A 16,397-nucleotide genomic window follows, 5' to 3' on the forward strand; every position below is an offset into this window, starting at 1 on the left:
TGTATATGCAGGGAGATACCAATCAAACTGAATTGCAGCGCACGATGAAGGGCCGGCATTTGTTTATGATCGCCCTCGGCGGCGTGATCGGGACGGGGCTTTTTCTGGGCTCCGGTTTTACGATCAGTGAAGCGGGACCGATCGGCGCGATATTGGCTTATGTGATCGGCGGATTTTTAATGTATTTGGTGATGCTTTGTTTGGGGGAGCTCGCGGTCGCCATGCCGGTCGCAGGATCATTTCAGGCGTATGCGGCAAAGTTTCTCGGGCCGTCGACGGGTTTTACGATCGGATGGATGTACGCATTCAGCTGGGCCAATACAGTGGGGCTTGAACTGACGTCGGCGGGGATTTTAATGCAGCGGTGGTTTCCGGCCGTTCCGATTTGGGTGTGGTGCCTTGTATTCGGCGTCGTCATTTTTTCCATTAACGCGCTGTCTGCGCGGAGTTTTGCGGAAATGGAATTTTGGTTTTCCAGCATTAAGGTCATGGCCATTGTATTGTTTATTATTCTCGGCTGCGCTGCGGTATTCGGCTTTGTCGGTTTTAACGGCGGGCAGACGGCTCCGTATCTGTCAAACTTTACGACGGACAAAGGGCTTTTCCCGAACGGTGCCCAAGCCGTGCTGTTTACCCTTGTCATGGTGAATTTTTCATTCCAGGGCACCGAGCTGGTCGGAATCGCCTCGGGAGAAAGCGAAAATCCGGAAAAGACGCTTCCCCGCTCAATCCGAAACGTCATATGGCGGACGCTGTTTTTCTTCGTGCTGGCGATGTTTGTTCTCGTGTCCATTTTGCCGTACCAAACGGCAGGCGTCATCGAAAGCCCGTTTGTGGCTGTGCTGGATAAAATCGGCGTTCCCTATGCGGCTGATATCATGAACTTTGTCATCCTGACCGCCATGCTGTCGGTGGCGAATTCCGGGCTGTACGCTTCGTCCAGAATGATGTGGTCCCTATCAAAAACTAAGATGGGCCCCGCTTCCTTAACGAAACTGACGAAAAAAGGCGTGCCTCTGAAAGCTCTTTCCATCACCATCGCTATCTCCGGTTTATCCCTGCTGACAAGTGTATTCGCGGCTGAAACGGTGTATGTGTGGCTCATTTCCATCTCCGGTATGATTACGGTCGTCGCGTGGATGTCAATCTGCGCTTCACAATTCGTTTTCCGGAGGCGCTTTCTCGCTGAAGGAGGAAACCTGAAAGACCTGGCATTTAAAACGCCTCTTTATCCGATCGTGCCGATTCTCGGATTTTCGGTTTACGGTCTTATCTTAATCAGTCTCATCTTTATCCCCGACCAGCGTATCGGTCTGTACTGCGGCGTCCCGCTGATGATCATCTGTTACGCGTATTATCACTTCGGTATTAAAAAACGCCTGAATCGTGAGCCGGCTTCTTCGAAAAAAGGCGCTGCCGGATAAGAAAAAAAGCCCTCCGCAAAAAGCGGCGGGCTTTACTTTGTTTTTCGTTTGGCCGACAGCACATAGGATAGAACGGCAAAGAACTCAAAACCGAAAATGCTGACGGCCATCGGCCAGGCATTTTCTTCTCCGGCAATCCCGACAAGGGGAGCGGCAGCCGCACCGCCGATAAAGGGCAGGAGTCCGAGAAGAGCCGCAGCGCTTCCCGCGCCTTTCTCCTGTTTCTGCATAGCCAGAGAAAATCCCGTCGTCGTGACGATCCCGACAGAAGAAACAATGATGAATAAAGAAATGCAGACCGCCGTCAGGCCTAAACCAAACGCAAGTGATAAAAGCAAAGCGATGCTTCCGATGACGGCGATCAACAGTCCGGAGACAAACAGCTTCCGTTCATCATGTGTTTTGGCCATCCGTCCGGTGATTTGGGTGGCGCATATGATTCCCGTACCGTTTACGGCGAACAGCAGGCTGAACATTTGGGCCGATACGCCGTAGATGTTTTGCAGTACAAACGGCGATCCGGCAATATATGCGAACATGCCGGTCATCACAAATGCCTGGCTGAGCGCAAATCCCATAAACATCCGGTCGCCAAGCAGGCCCCGAAACGTCATCAGCGTCTCCCGGAGTCCGCCGCTTGTCCGCTTTTCCGGCGGGAGTGATTCAGGCAACGCCGTAAGCACGGCGGCAGTAATGATACAGCCGATCACCGCCAGCACGACAAATACGATTTTCCAGCCGGCAAACTGAAGGATAAGTCCCCCTGTAATCGGCGCTAAAATCGGCGCCGCCCCATTGACGAGCATCAGTAATGAGAAAAAAGCCGTCAATTCTTTTCCGGAATACATATCGCGCGCGGACGCCCGTGCGATGACGATTCCGGCCGCCCCGGTGAATCCTTGAATAAACCTCATGACAATTAAAAACGAAACAGAAGGGCTGAAGGCGCATAATAAAGAAGACAGCGTATAAAGCAGCAATGACAGAATGAGCGGCTTCCGGCGCCCGATCATATCACTGAGCGGCCCGACAACGATCTGCCCGACCGCCAGCCCCAAAAGACAAAACGTCAGGCTCAGCTGCGCAAGTGACGCTGTCGTATGAAGATCGGCCGCCACCTCAGGCAAAGCGGGCAGATACATATCGAGCGAAAGCGGCCCGAATGAAGCGAGCGTCCCGAGAATCAGTACCATGCCGAGGCCTGCGCGGGCGGCCTTTGAATCAGCGTTATTCATTTCATGACCCCCACCTTAACAAATGATTCTATCACTATAGCATAACCGGACGACGTATTTTATATCATTTATTGAATACAAACTAAATATTTTATTTAAAATCTGAATGTAAATAAAAAAACAGAATTAGTTTTCATGTGAAATGTAAAATGAAACATAAGGATGCTAAACTATAAAACAACAAAAGGTAGAAAAGTTTTACGGAAGAGGTGTTCAAAGAGCATGAACAGCAAACAAACCGATCACATCGAAACGAAACGCCGATTTCCGATCTGTCTCGCGCTTGCTTTGACATTAGGCGTATTTGCCGCCGGTTCTGAAGAGCTGGTGATTTCTCCGCTGCTTCCGGATTTAGCGCGGGCTTTCAGCTCGGATGTCAGTGTGCTGGCGCTTTCCATCAGTATTTACGGAGTGATGATTTTTATCGGCGCGCCGCTTCTCGTTCCGCTGGGAGATAAATATTCCCGGGAACTCAGCCTGATGACGGGGCTGCTTATATTTACGGCCGGCACGGTGATCTGCGCGTTGGCGCACAATCTCTTTTTCTTCTTTCTGGGCAGGGCGCTTTCCGGGCTTGCGGCGGGTGCGTTTGTGCCGACAGCTTATGCGGTGGTCGGCGACCGTGTGCCTTATGCGTACCGCGGCAAGGTGATGGGCCTGATCGTGTCAAGCTGGTCGCTCGCTTTGATTTTCGGCGTTCCGATCGGCTCTTTTATCGGCGGCGTTTTAAATTGGCGGTGGACGTTTTGGATTTTCGCCCTCATGTCTGTCCTCGTTGCTTCGCTCATTTTCATTGAGGCGCGCCGCAGCACGGCGGATGGGGATAAAACAGAAGAGGAAAACGGACGGCAGGCAGGCACTTTCCGGGATGCGCTGAAGGTGCCCCGTGTCCCTGTATACCTCACGATCACTTTTTGCAACATGATCGGTTTTTACGGCATGTATTCCTTTCTCGGCACATATCTTCACCGCGTGCTGCCGGGGGGGAATACAGCTTCAGGGCTGCTGATCATGGTGTACGGAATCGGTTTTTCCATGAGCGTGTTCACCGGAAAAATCGCAGATAAGGCGGGGAAAATGCGCTCTTTGATCGCGGCATTGGCCGTGATCAGCATATGGCTTTCCTGTCTCGCCTATGCGCCGTCATCAATGCCGTTTTTGGTCATCGGGTTATTCGTCTGGGGATTGATGCAAAGCCTGACGGTGACCTTGCTCAGCACCATTTTAAGTGATTGCTCACAGAGCCGCCGGGGCAAAATCATGGCATTTTACAGCCTGGCGTCCAATTTGGCCGTCACCTTGGGTTCTGCTGTCATGGGTCCGGTCTATGTCGGATACGGATATGCAGCTGTCGGATTTATCTGTGCGGCCGTCACCCTCATCGGCTTTGTCCTCAGCGTTTTCGCATACAGAAGGTATGGGAAATATGAGCATCAGGCCGACCAATCATTGTATCGGTAAAATAAAGTTTCTATAATTTTGTAAATGTTAATTTTTAGCACCCTATTTCATAGGGTGTTTTCTAATATATAGGAATAATTATCAATATTTTCAAATAATATTGACAGCTTGAACGTCTATGGATAATATTTACTTAAAATTTAACAGATTGGTTGGTGCTCATGATTATATTGGATAATAGCATTCAAACGAAAAGCAAGGCTTATTCAATATCTAAACTGATTACGATCAACACGCTCGGTCCTGAAGGGACAAGCAGTGAGTACGCAGCAAAAAACTTCATCACCAATTTTACCCTTCTCCAAGGGGTGAACAGTAAATTATCACTGCATGATACATTTGAATCGTGCATTGAAAAAACGCTTCAAAGTCCGCTGGAATACACAATTGTGCCTCACGCGTATGACGGCATTAAGCACTTCTACATGAGACCGGATCTGCAGCTTCTGCAAATTTTCAGGTGCGACACCCCGATGTACGGCCTGGCTGTCCGGCCCGGTTTTGAATATACGGATGACATGCTTGATCAGACTGTCATCGTATCCCACCCGTCTCCTATCAATTTGATTAAGTATTTTACCCGTAAAGATGTCACGTTTGATCTGGTGAACTCAACGAGCGCAGCCGCGAAAAGAGTGAAGGACGGTTTGTCCGACATCGCGCTGACAAATGAGCTGGCCAGACAAAAGTACGGCCTTCACTTTGTCAAAACATTTAAAAGCATTCCCATGAGCTGGTCATTATTTGGAAAAGGAGAGATTCATGATGAAAACTGAACAAGATTTGCAGGAACTTTATTTCCCGACGCCTAAATTAATAGAATGGGATAACGGAGTAAGACAATATTCGTCCGTCAGAGGAGATACGGAAGTTCTGCTTTCTTACGTTCCGCCGCATACAAACGTGGAACCGCATCAGCATAAGGAAGTCCAAATCGGCCTTGTCGTTTCCGGGGAGCTGTCCATGACTGTCGGAGATGTCACAAGAAAGATGACAGCGCTGGAATCAGCCTATATCGCGCCTCCTAATGTGCCTCACGGCGCAAGAAATGAGACGGATCAAGAAGTGATCGCCATTGATATTAAACGCCTGAAAGCCGGTGAAACCTACACAAGCCCTGAAGATTATTTTTTGAATATTTTTAAAACGAGAGACTTATTGCCCGGTATGGAAGTCACGTTCTTCGTGGAAGACTGGGTGGAAATCATGCTTGCCAACATTCCGGGCAACGGGGGAGAAATGCCGTTCCATAAACACCGCAATGAACAGATCGGCATCTGCATCGGCGGCGGCTATGATATGACCATTGAAGGCTGCAAAGTGGATATGACATTCGGCACAGCTTATTTCTGCGATCCGAGAGAAGATCACGGCGCCATCAACAGATTTGAAAAAGATTCAAAATCAGTCAATATCTTTTTCCCTCCGCGCTATAACAGAGCAAAAGCGAAAAAATTAGAGGCGAAAGAGTCATGAACCTGACGGATAAAACCGTCCTCATCACAGGGGGCGCATCAGGCATCGGTTATGCCGCGGTTCAGGCGTTTCTGAATCAGCAGGCGAATGTGGTCGTCGCGGATATTGATGAGGCGCAGGGAGAAACGATGATCAGGAAAGAAAACAATGACAGGCTGCATTTTGTGCAGACGGATATTACAGATGAGCCGGCATGTCAAAACGCCATCCGGTCAGCGGCGGACAAGTTCGGCGGATTGGACGTGTTAATCAATAACGCCGGCATCGAAATTGTCGCCCCGATTCACGAGATGGAGCTGAGCGATTGGAACAAGGTGCTCAACGTCAATCTGACGGGCATGTTTCTTATGAGCAAGCACGCGCTCAAGTATATGCTCAAAAGCGGCAAGGGCAACATCATTAATACGTGCTCCGTCGGAGGAGTCGTTGCATGGCCCGACATTCCCGCATATAACGCCTCTAAAGGCGGCGTATTGCAGCTGACGCGTTCGATGGCCGTCGATTACGCCAAACACAACATCCGCGTCAATTGCGTGTGCCCGGGAATCATTGACACACCTTTGAATGAAAAGTCGTTCCTTGAAAACAACGAAGGCACGCTTGAAGAAATCAAAAAAGAAAAAGCGAAAGTCAATCCGCTGCTGAGACTCGGCAAGCCTGAAGAAATAGCGAACGTCATGCTGTTTCTCGCGTCGGATTTATCAAGCTATATGACCGGAAGCGCGATCACCGCAGACGGTGGATACACCGCACAATAGAGAAGGAGTGTTTACATATGGAGAGAAAAACAGTATTGGTTATCGCTGACCTTGGGGGATGCCCGCCGCATATGTTTTACAAAAGCGCAGCCGAAAAATACAACCTCGTCAGCTTTATTCCGAGACCTTTTGCAATTACAGCCTCTCATGCGGCATTAATTGAAAAATACTCGGTCGCGGTCATAAAAGATAAAGACTATTTTAAGAGTCTGGCTGATTTTGAGCATCCCGATTCGATTTACTGGGCTCATGAAGATCATGACAAACCTGAGGAAGAAGTAGTCGAAGAAATCGTCAAGGTGGCCGGCATGTTCGCGGTTGACGCCATTACGACCAACAATGAACTGTTTATCGCTCCGATGGCAAAAGCGTGTGAACGTCTCGGCCTGCGGGGAGCGGGCGTACAGGCCGCTGAAAATGCCAGAGATAAAAACAAAATGAGAGCCGCCTTCAACCGGGCCGGCGTCAAGTCTATCAAAAACAAACGGGTGACGACGCTGGAAGATTTCCGCGCCGCGCTTCAGGAAATCGGAACGCCGCTCATTCTGAAGCCTACATATCTGGCGAGCTCCATCGGCGTGACGCTCATCAAAGAGAGGGAAACGGCAGAAGCCGAATTTAACAGAGTCAATGAATACCTGAAGTCGATTAACGTACCGAAAGCGGTCACGTTTGAAGCGCCGTTTATCGCGGAAGAATTTTTGCAGGGCGAGTATGACGACTGGTACGAAACAAGCGGTTATTCCGACTATATCAGCATAGAAGGCATCATGGCCGACGGAGAATACTTCCCTGTCGCGATTCATGATAAAACACCGCAAATCGGATTCACGGAGACATCGCATATTACGCCGTCCATCCTGGATGATGACGCGAAGCGGAAAATCGTCGAAGCAGCCAAAAAGGCGAATGAAGGACTCGGCCTCGAAAACTGCGCAACCCATACAGAGATTAAATTAATGAAAAACCGGGAAGCCGGACTGATTGAATCAGCGGCACGATTTGCGGGCTGGAACATGATTCCGAATATTAAAAAGGTCTTCGGCGTCGATATGGCGCAGCTGTTATTGGATGTTCTCTGTTTCGGAAAAGAAGCCGATCTGCCGAAAGGATTATTGGAGCAGGAGCCATGCTATGTCGCCGACTGCCACTTGTATCCTCAGCATTTCAAAGAAAACGGCCAGCTGCCTGAGACGGCTGTCGATTTCGTCATTGAAAGCATTGACATTCCGGACGGCGTCTTAAAGGGAGACACCGAAATCGTTTCTTTCTCGGCGGCCGAGGCGGGTACATCCGTGGATCTGCGGCTGTTCGAAGCGTTCAACAGCATTGCGGCGTTCGAACTGAAAGGAAGCAATTCGGGTGACGTGGCCGAATCAATTAAACAAATTCAGCAGCAGGCGAAGCTGACTGCAAAGTATGCGTTACCGGTATGAAACAGCTGAAACCGAACTCTAAGTATTTGCTTTTCGGGCAGGCGCTTTCGTTTATGGGAGACTATTGCGTTCTCCCGGCTCTGCTCATTTTGTCTACATACTATCACGACTACTGGGTGACGTCCGGCGTCATCGCGGTCCGCAGTATTCCGATGGTGTTTCAGCCGTTTTTAGGCGTGCTTGTGGACCGGCTCGACAGGGTGAAAATCATGCTGTGGACGGATGTGATCAGAGGTGTCATCTTTTTGGGGCTGACATTTCTCCCGAAAGGCGAATATCCGCTGCTTTTTCTGGCGCTGCTGTTTGTTTCTTACGGAAGCGGCGTGTTTTTTAACCCGGCACGTCTCGCGGTCATGTCGTCTTTAGAAGCGGATATTAAAAATATCAACACTTTGTTTGCAAAAGCCACGACGATTTCGATTATTGTCGGCGCTGCAGCCGGCGGACTTTTTCTGTTAGGCGGTTCTGTGGAGCTTGCCGTCGCGTTTAACGGGGTGACCTATCTTGTCTCCGCGTTTTTCATCAGCCGCATTAAGCTTCAATACGTGCCGATTCAGTCAGAAAACGTGAGAGAAGCTTTTCAGTCGTTTAAAGAAGGCCTGAAGGAAATCAAAACAAATGCTTTTGTGTTAAACGCCATGTTCACGATGATTACGATGGCGCTTTTGTGGGGTGTCGTCTACAGCTATTTCCCGATTGTCAGCCGCTTTTTAGGGGACGGTGAAATCGGCAATTTCGTCCTGACGTTCTGTATCGGCTTCGGCGGCTTTATCGGCGCCGCTCTTGTCAGCAAATGGGGCTTTAACAACAATAAAGGGCTGATGTATTTTACAGTGTTATCGATCGTCTCGCTTGCGCTGTTTTTGTTTACCCCGATTTTCGCCGTGTCAGTCATTGCCGCCATTCTTTTCTTTATCGCAATGGAATACGGTGAAGTGCTGGCGAAGGTCAAAGTTCAGGAGAACGCGGCGAACCAGATTCAGGGCCGGATCTTTTCGGTGGCGGAGGCCTCCATCGGATTGTGCATCGCCGTCGGTTCCATGCTGATCAACATTGTAGACGCGGCAGTCATCATGGCGTTTATCGTCCTTTTGGTCAGCGGGCTGTTTCTGCATACAAAACTGGTCAATAAATCCTTTTCAGAACGGAATAACGAATCAGAGCAAATTCATTTATAAGGAGCCTTTCAGATGGAAATCATACCGTCCGACGTCATCAAGACACTTCCGAAACAGGAATTTTCGCTCGTTTTTCAAAAGGTAAAAGAGATGGAGAAAACGGGAGCCCAGATCATTAATCTCGGGCAGGGGAATCCCGATCTCCCCACACCGCCGCATATCGTTGAAACATTGCGGGAGGCTGCGCTGAATCCTTCGTATCACGGATACGGCCCGTTCAGAGGCTATCCGTTTCTGAAAGAAGCCATCGCGGAATTTTATGAGAGAGAGTACGGGGTATCGGTCAATCCGGAGACAGAAGTCGCGCTGTTCGGCGGAGGGAAAGCTGGTTTGTACGTTTTGACGCAATGCCTGCTGAATCCCGGCGATATCGCCTTAGTCCCGAACCCCGGCTACCCTGAGTATTTATCGGGAATTACAATGGCCAGAGCGGAGCTGCATGAGATGCCGCTTCATCCGGAAAACGGCTATCTGCCGGATTTTGAGCGGATTGATCCCGCAGTCCTGAAAAAAGCCAAGCTGATGTTTTTGAATTACCCGAATAACCCGACGGGCGCGACTGCGGATCAGGCGTTTTATGAAAAAGCGGCAGCGTTTGCAAAAAAACATGACATCCATCTTATTCACGATTTTGCATACGGCGCGTTCGAATTTGATCAGAACCCGGCCAGCTTTCTTCAGGCGAAAGAAGCGAAAACGGTCGGCGCGGAGCTTTATTCATTTTCGAAAACCTTCAATATGGCAGGCTGGAGAATGGCATTTGCTGTGGGGAATGAGAAAATCATTCAGGCGGTCAATGAGTTTCAGGATCACGTCTTCGTCGGCATGTTCGGCGGCCTTCAGCAGGCGGCAGCGGCGGCGCTGTCAGGAAATCCTGAGCATACCGAGCGTCTGAAGCGCACATATAAAGAACGGATTGACTTTTTCACGGCGTTATGTGAAAAGGAATTAGGCTGGAGCATTGAAAAACCGAAAGGGACTTTTTATGTCTGGGCTGAAATTCCGAATGAATTCGAGTCTTCACACCAGTTTTCGGACTATCTGCTGGAGCATGCCCATGTTGTCGTGACGCCCGGCGAGATTTTCGGCAACGGCGGAAAGCGTTATGTCAGAATATCAATGGTGGCCAAGAAGGGCGATTTGAGGGAATTCGTGCTGCGGATTCAAAAGCTCGGTTTGTCCTTTCCTTCATTACAAGAAACATCCCGCTGAGAGCGGGATGTTTTTATTATATGCTTTTCATGCTGCCGCCGTCGGCTGATACTTGCTGTCCGGTAATATAGGAGGCTTCTTCAGAGGCAAGAAAGGCAGCCAGCGCCGCGGTTTCTTCCGCAGTTCCGACACGCTTCATCGGGACGCCTGAGGCAATCCGTTCTTCCGCTTCCGCTTTAGAAATGCCGTTTTGCTTCATGACATTCTTCACGAATTGGTGATAACGGTCTGTGGCGATAAACCCGGGATTCAGACAGTTGACAGTAATGTGAAAAGGCGCAAGCTGAATGGCGATGTTTTTGCTGGCATTAATTAAAGCGGCGTTCATCATGCTGTTGGTAAACATATTGGCGCCGGGTTCTTTCCATAGGTTTCCGACGATATTAATGATTCTGCCGAATTCGTGCTGCTTCATGATTGCTGCGGCCGTTTTCATAGAGTCGATATAAGCGATCGTTTTATTCGTAAAGGTATTTGTCATATCTTCTATATCGCAGTTTTCAAAGGTATCCGGCGAGCCGCCCGGAATGTTGTTGATCAATACATCAAGCCGTCCGCATTGTGATCTGATCTCTTCAAAAATGCCGGCTCTTGTCTTCTGGTCCGACATATCCCCGGCCAGAACGGTGACGCCCGCATCCGGATGTTTGGCGAGGATCTCTTCTTTTACCGATTCGATATTTTCGGGAACTCGTGAATTAATGACGGTATGAAAGCCATTGTCCGCCAGTTTCAGAGCGATCGCTTTGCCGATCCCCTGACTGGCTCCCATAATAAACGCGGTTCGTTTTGACAACTGTCTGCACCCCTTTACCAAAATGGAATCTCCTTTACATCGTAAAAAAAAATGATAAAAATAGCAAATTTTATTTAAATTCTGACAAATAAAAACCCGCCGGACAGGCGGGTGGGTGTTACACGTGCAAAAACTTCGGAAGCGTGTCGAGAGACAAGCGGTTTCCGACAAAAAATGAACCAAATTCGCCGTAGCGCGCGCTGACTTCGTCAAAGCGCATTTCATAAACAAGTTTTTTGAACTGAAGCACATCATCGCTGAAGAGCGTAACGCCCCATTCGTAATCGTCAAAACCGACAGATCCCGTGATAATCTGTTTGACTTTGCCGGCATAGCTCCGTCCGATCAAGCCGTGGCTTCTCATCAGGTTTCTGCGTTCATCCATAGAAAGCATGTACCAGTTGTCATTGCCGCTTCTTCTTTTATCCATCGGATAGAAGCAGACGTATTTCGCTTCGGGCAGCTCAGGATACAGGCGGGCGCGGACATGCGGATTTTCATACGGATCGCCTTCTCCGCTTGCCAGGTAGTTGCTCAGCTCAACCACGGACACGTAAGAATAAGCCGGGATTGTAAATTCAGCAAGCTTTGATTTGTTAAATTCAAGCTCGATTTCGTTCAGCTCTTCCATTGTCGGGCGAAGAATCATCAGCATAAAATCAGCTTTCTGTCCGACGATGCTGTAGATCGTTTGCGAGCCTTTGCCTTCTTTTTGGGCGACGCCCCATTTTTCAAGCAGTCCCGTAAATTCGTGAATAATCGACAGGCGCTCATCGCTGGATAACATCTTCCATGACGTCCAGTCCATTGTGCGGAACTCGTGAAGCGCGTACCAGCCGTCAAGCGTTTGGGCGGCTTCGTTCGTTTTTTGCTGCTCACTCATGTATCTTCACTCCTATATCTTTTCATTGATGCCTTCACTATATCACAGTTTAACCGTTTCGGCTGTGGAGAAACCTTGAATAATCCGAAGCCTTGTGTCAGAAACTAAGCCGTGAAACAAACCGTCAATTAAATTAGTTAGAAAAATAAGATTTCTTTTTGAAAGCGCTATAATAGAAGTTGGTTATTTGAATTTAGCTGGAAGAAGAGTATGCTGTAAAAGTAAGCGTTTTTTGTCAACATAGAGGAGGGAATATCGTGGCAGATTTATTTACAAAAGTACAAGAAAAAGTCGCAGGAAAAGATGTGAAAATCGTATTTCCTGAAGGGTTGGACGAACGTATCCTGGTTGCGGTCAACAACTTGGCGGGCAACAAGGTATTAAAGCCGATCGTAGTCGGCAATAAAGAAGACATTCAAGCAAAAGCGAAAGAATTAAATCTTACGCTTGACGGCGTGGACATTTTTGACCCGCATACATATGAAGGCATGGAAGAACTCGTTCAGGCTTTCGTAGAACGCCGCAAAGGCAAAGCGACGGAAGAACAGGCCCGCAAAGCTTTGCTGGACGAAAACTATTTCGGCACGATGCTTGTGTACAAAGGTCTCGCAGACGGACTTGTCAGCGGAGCTGCACATTCTACTGCTGATACGGTGCGCCCTGCACTGCAAATCATCAAAACAAAAGAAGGCGTGAAAAAAACATCAGGCGTCTTCATCATGGCCCGCGGTGACGAGCAGTATGTGTTCGCTGATTGCGCGATCAACATTTCTCCTGACAGCCAGGACCTTGCCGAAATCGCCATTGAAAGCGCCAATACGGCTCAAATGTTTGACATTGACCCGCGCGTTGCCATGCTCAGCTTCTCTACAAAAGGATCGGCGAAATCAGACGAGACGGACAAAGTGGCTGAAGCCGTGAAAATTGCGAAGGAAAAAGCGCCTGAGCTTACGCTTGACGGCGAATTCCAATTCGACGCTGCATTTGTGCCGTCTGTCGCTGAGAAAAAAGCGCCGGACTCCGACATTAAAGGAGACGCGAATGTATTTGTATTCCCAAGCCTTGAAGCAGGAAACATCGGCTACAAAATCGCTCAGCGCTTAGGCGGCTTTGAAGCGGTCGGACCGATTCTGCAAGGATTAAATATGCCTGTAAACGATCTTTCCAGAGGATGTAATGCGGAAGACGTCTACAATCTTGCGTTAATTACGGCTGCTCAAGCGCTGTAATCCGCAAAAGCCGGCCTTTACGAGGGCCGGCATTTTTTTATAGAAAGAACGTCACTGCGGCCCAGCCGAACAGGGACAAACAGAGAGAACCGATCAAGCCTGCTGCGAGAGCTCGCCAGCCGTTATGGCGAAACGCCGATATATGGACTTTCAAACCGAGACCCGCCATCGCCATGCCGATTAAAACATAAGACACTTGAACAAGAAACGCGGAAAACGAAGCTGAAATAACGCCTGATGTATGGATGGCGCTCATTCCGAGAAATCCGAAGATAAACCAAGGGATGGGGAGCGAAGCGGCAGAAGCCGTCTTTGACTTTCCGCTGCGGCGCGCCCGCATTCCGAGCATGAATGCGGCCGGGACGAGCAGCGCGACCCGGGTCAGTTTGACGATCACCGCCATCTCGACGGCTGCTTTTCCTCCGGCGCTGCCGGCCGCCGCCGCATGCGCCACCTCGTGAAGCGTTGCCCCGCAAAAGGCTCCGTAAGCCGCAGGAGAAAAGCCCAATCCATGATAAGCAAGAGAATATACAACAGTAAAAACGGTTCCTAATAACGAAACGGCGGCCGCGCTGATGGCGGTTGCATTTTCATTTGATCTGATCTGCGGCGCGATCGCGGCAATGGCAGCCGCTCCGCAGATCGCTGTGCCGCAGGCTGTCAGCGTGCTGAGTGTCTGATCTATACGGAACAGCCGGGACAGTCCGTATACAACGGCACCCGCAAACATCATACAGCAGACGGCAATTGCAAATACGTGCCAGCCCGCATGATAGATATCCGCCAGATTCAGTCTCATGCCAAGCAGGATGATGCCTGCTTTCAGCAAGTATTTGCTTGAGAACGCGATCCCCGGCTCTAATGCCGCCCGCTGTCCGAATACGGCGCGCCAGAGCATGCCGATCAGCATTGCAAGGACAAGCATTCCGAACATATGCAAAAACGGCAGGCGGCTGACATAGAAAGCCGCAAACGCAATTCCTGCGGTAACTGAAACACCTTTTACCATCTTCATCTCAGTCACTTCCCATTATCTTGATAACTCCACTTTACTGCGGTCTTAATCATTAGTAAAATATATTTATATGATCTAAACGATTAGGAAAAATAATGATTAGGGGCGATGCTTTTTGTATTATGGGGAACTGAAAACATTCATTGCCGTCGTGGAAGAAAAAAACTTTACAAAGGCGGCGCAGAAGCTGATGATTTCTCAGCCGAGCGTCAGCCTTCACATTAAAAACCTGGAGAAAGAATTTCAAACCGCCTTGCTGAACCGCTCTCCGAAGCACTTTACGACTACGCCGACGGGGGACATTCTCTATCAGCGCGCCAAGCAGATGGTCTTTTTGTACGAACAGGCGAAATCCGAAATTTACGCCCATCATCATTATGTCAAAGGGAAGCTCAAAATCGCCGCGAGCTTTACCATCGGCGAATATATTCTGCCGCCGCTTCTCGCAAAGCTTCATAACGAGTATCCCGAGCTGAACCTGGACGTCATGATCGGAAACACGGAGGAGGTCAGCGAAGCGGTTCGGATGCTTCAAGCCGATATCGGATTAATTGAAGGGCATACGGGGAAAAACGAGCTGGACATTCAGCCGTTTATGGAGGATGAATTGTGCATTGCCGCACCGAACGGACACCCGCTCGCCGGCAGAAAAAACATCCCGGCTGCAGAATTGCAAAATCAAGCGTGGGTGACGAGGGAGAAGGGTTCGGGAACGAGGGAATATTTAGACCATGTCCTTCAATCAAACGGACTGCGGCCGAAATCCATGATGACGATCAGCAGCAACCAGGGCGTCAAAGAAGCCGTGATCAGCGGAATGGGTCTTTCCGTTCTGTCAAAAAGCGTGCTGCAAAAGGATCTGCTTCACGGCAGCATTTCCGTGCTTGAGGTAAAAGGGTTCTCCTTAAAACGGAAACTGTCTATCATCCAATCTTCCATTATGGAGAACACAAAAAACAAAGAAATCTTCATCGCTCTATTGAAAAGCCAATTTCAATCATCACAAGCGGAGTGATATAATAAATGCATGGAAAGCCTATGACGAAAGGGATTTAATATAGATGGGAAAGCAACCGATTGATTTACTGATGCAGCCGAGCTGGAGAATCATTGACCAATCCAGCCTCGGCCCTTATTTTGATGCGAAGCAGTCATTCGCAATGGATGATACGCTGTGCGCCTCCGTAGGCAAAGGGGAATCGCCTGCGACGGCACGCTCTTGGGTGCACCACCGGACGATCGTGCTCGGCATTCAGGACACACGCCTGCCGTTTTTAGAGGACGGCGTGAAATTGCTGGAGGACGAAGGCTATCGTGTCATTGTCCGCAATTCCGGAGGCCTCGCCGTCGTACTGGACGAAGGCGTATTGAATATCTCCCTTATTTTTGAAGACGAAAAAAAAGGCATCGACATCGACAGAGGCTACGAGGCGATGACAGAGCTGGTGCGGCGGATGCTGCGTCCGCACCATGCCGAAATTGAAGCATATGAAATTAAAGGATCGTACTGTCCGGGCAGCTATGATCTCAGCATCGGCGGACGAAAATTCGCGGGAATCTCACAAAGACGCCTGCGGGGCGGAACCGCGGTTCAGATTTACCTTTGCGCCGATAAAAGCGGAAGCGAACGCGCCGATCTGATCAGACGTTTCTATCAAGCCGCTTTAAAAGACAAAAGCAACGATACAAAAGGCGTATATCCCGATATCCGGCCCGAAACGATGGCTTCATTAAGCGAATTGCTGCAAACGGACATTACCGTGCAAGACTTAATGCTGGCGCTTTTGACTGAACTGAAGGAACTCAGCGGACGCCTGTATGCAGCCGGATTATCGCCGGAAGAGGAAATGGTATTTGAAAAAAATCTGACCCGAATGCTGGAACGGAATGAGAAGGTGTTCGGCACGCAGGAAAGCTTGGACTAAGTCCGGGCTTTTTTGTTTTTGGTAATTATATACTATTTAGTTATAGTGAAAAAGAATCGTTATATCAAAACTAGTTTACATTATATACCTTATTTGATTAATATATTTATGTAGGTTCCAAATAATTCTATAAACTGAAGGAGATGGAGATATGAACTTTAAAAAAATAAAAGAAGAAAAAAGAATCACGATCCCGACACATTTGTTAGCCGGAGATGCGGAACAATCAGGCAATTCTTTCGCTTGGAGCGGCTGGGTGCTTGTAGTGCCGAGCCAAGAAGACAATCAAAACCCGAATTTGAATTTCTCTGATTTAGCCGCTCAAAAGTAGGATAATCACTGTTTGGAGCCTACACATCTGAGACGAGG

Annotated in this window: 16 protein-coding genes; 12 read left to right on the forward strand and 4 right to left on the reverse strand. The window is 49.1% G+C overall.

The genetic code is table 11. The annotated features are described in order from the left end of the window. Positions 1-5 precede the first annotated feature (5 nt). Complete coding sequence (locus tag AC1RRX_RS00075; RefSeq protein ID WP_032868187.1) at positions 6-1,424, forward strand: amino acid permease; 1,419 nt, start codon at positions 6-8, stop codon at positions 1,422-1,424. A gap of 32 nt (positions 1,425-1,456) precedes the next feature. Here the strand turns inward: AC1RRX_RS00075 and AC1RRX_RS00080 are convergent, their stop codons facing one another. Continuing rightward, the gene (locus AC1RRX_RS00080; RefSeq protein WP_144463832.1) at positions 1,457-2,659 is read right to left on the reverse strand and encodes a multidrug effflux MFS transporter; all 1,203 of its coding nucleotides are present in this window, start codon (positions 2,657-2,659) and stop codon (positions 1,457-1,459) included. A gap of 222 nt (positions 2,660-2,881) precedes the next feature. Here AC1RRX_RS00080 and AC1RRX_RS00085 point away from each other — a divergent pair, with 222 nt between their 5' ends. The 7 genes from AC1RRX_RS00085 to bacF all read left to right on the forward strand — a co-directional run bounded on the left by AC1RRX_RS00085 (position 2,882) and on the right by bacF (position 10,180). Then, a complete protein-coding gene (locus AC1RRX_RS00085; RefSeq protein ID WP_007407675.1) occupies positions 2,882-4,120 on the forward strand; it encodes an MFS transporter in 1,239 nt (412 codons plus the stop codon). 161 nt (positions 4,121-4,281) lie between these two features. Further along, complete coding sequence (locus tag AC1RRX_RS00090; protein ID WP_015418458.1) at positions 4,282-4,896, forward strand: bacilysin biosynthesis protein BacA; 615 nt, start codon at positions 4,282-4,284, stop codon at positions 4,894-4,896. Continuing rightward, on the forward strand, positions 4,886-5,596 hold the full coding sequence (gene bacB, locus AC1RRX_RS00095) for a 3-((4R)-4-hydroxycyclohexa-1,5-dien-1-yl)-2-oxopropanoate isomerase (protein WP_003151000.1): 711 nt from the start codon (positions 4,886-4,888) through the stop codon (positions 5,594-5,596). The genes AC1RRX_RS00090 and bacB overlap by 11 nt, the downstream gene beginning before the upstream one ends. Further along, complete coding sequence (gene bacC, locus AC1RRX_RS00100) at positions 5,593-6,354, forward strand: dihydroanticapsin 7-dehydrogenase (RefSeq protein ID WP_039253426.1); 762 nt, start codon at positions 5,593-5,595, stop codon at positions 6,352-6,354. Before bacB ends, bacC begins: the two co-directional genes overlap by 4 nt. 17 nt (positions 6,355-6,371) lie before the next feature. Further along, a complete protein-coding gene (gene bacD, locus AC1RRX_RS00105; RefSeq protein ID WP_007407672.1) occupies positions 6,372-7,790 on the forward strand; it encodes an alanine--anticapsin ligase in 1,419 nt (472 codons plus the stop codon). Further along, positions 7,787-8,968 (forward strand): bacilysin exporter BacE, encoded by a 1,182-nt coding sequence (gene bacE, locus AC1RRX_RS00110; RefSeq protein ID WP_059367586.1) that lies wholly within the window; start codon positions 7,787-7,789, stop codon positions 8,966-8,968. Before bacD ends, bacE begins: the two co-directional genes overlap by 4 nt. A 12-nt stretch (positions 8,969-8,980) precedes the next feature. Beyond that, the gene (gene bacF, locus AC1RRX_RS00115; protein WP_053104075.1) at positions 8,981-10,180 is read left to right on the forward strand and encodes a transaminase BacF; all 1,200 of its coding nucleotides are present in this window, start codon (positions 8,981-8,983) and stop codon (positions 10,178-10,180) included. Positions 10,181-10,196: 16 nt separating this feature from the next. On the opposite strand, the gene bacG is transcribed toward bacF, so the two are convergent. Then, on the reverse strand, positions 10,197-10,976 hold the full coding sequence (gene bacG, locus AC1RRX_RS00120) for an NADPH-dependent reductase BacG (protein ID WP_007407669.1): 780 nt from the start codon (positions 10,974-10,976) through the stop codon (positions 10,197-10,199). A gap of 118 nt (positions 10,977-11,094) precedes the next feature. Further along, positions 11,095-11,859, reverse strand: coding sequence for a hydrogen peroxide-dependent heme synthase (gene hemQ, locus AC1RRX_RS00125; protein ID WP_144463833.1), 765 nt, complete (start codon positions 11,857-11,859; stop codon positions 11,095-11,097). A gap of 257 nt (positions 11,860-12,116) precedes the next feature. On the opposite strand from hemQ, the gene pta reads away from it, so the two are divergent. Continuing rightward, the gene (gene pta / locus AC1RRX_RS00130) at positions 12,117-13,088 is read left to right on the forward strand and encodes a phosphate acetyltransferase (RefSeq protein WP_007407668.1); all 972 of its coding nucleotides are present in this window, start codon (positions 12,117-12,119) and stop codon (positions 13,086-13,088) included. Between the two features lie 37 nt (positions 13,089-13,125). On the opposite strand, the gene AC1RRX_RS00135 is transcribed toward pta, so the two are convergent. Next, complete coding sequence (locus AC1RRX_RS00135; protein WP_144463834.1) at positions 13,126-14,103, reverse strand: YeiH family protein; 978 nt, start codon at positions 14,101-14,103, stop codon at positions 13,126-13,128. A 115-nt stretch (positions 14,104-14,218) separates the two neighbouring features. Between AC1RRX_RS00135 and cysL the strand changes: the two genes are divergently transcribed. The 3 genes from cysL to AC1RRX_RS00150 all read left to right on the forward strand — a co-directional run bounded on the left by cysL (position 14,219) and on the right by AC1RRX_RS00150 (position 16,359). Beyond that, the gene (gene cysL / locus AC1RRX_RS00140; RefSeq protein WP_020957985.1) at positions 14,219-15,118 is read left to right on the forward strand and encodes a cysJI operon transcriptional regulator CysL; all 900 of its coding nucleotides are present in this window, start codon (positions 14,219-14,221) and stop codon (positions 15,116-15,118) included. Between the two features lie 46 nt (positions 15,119-15,164). Beyond that, the gene (gene lipL, locus AC1RRX_RS00145) at positions 15,165-16,028 is read left to right on the forward strand and encodes an octanoyl-[GcvH]:protein N-octanoyltransferase (RefSeq protein ID WP_007407665.1); all 864 of its coding nucleotides are present in this window, start codon (positions 15,165-15,167) and stop codon (positions 16,026-16,028) included. 151 nt (positions 16,029-16,179) lie between these two features. Then, positions 16,180-16,359: a hypothetical protein gene (locus AC1RRX_RS00150; RefSeq protein WP_003151018.1), complete on the forward strand. Its 180-nt coding sequence runs from the start codon at positions 16,180-16,182 to the stop codon at positions 16,357-16,359. Positions 16,360-16,397 lie beyond the last annotated feature (38 nt).

The organism is Bacillus sp. GW821-FHT11D08 (assembly GCF_058808515.1).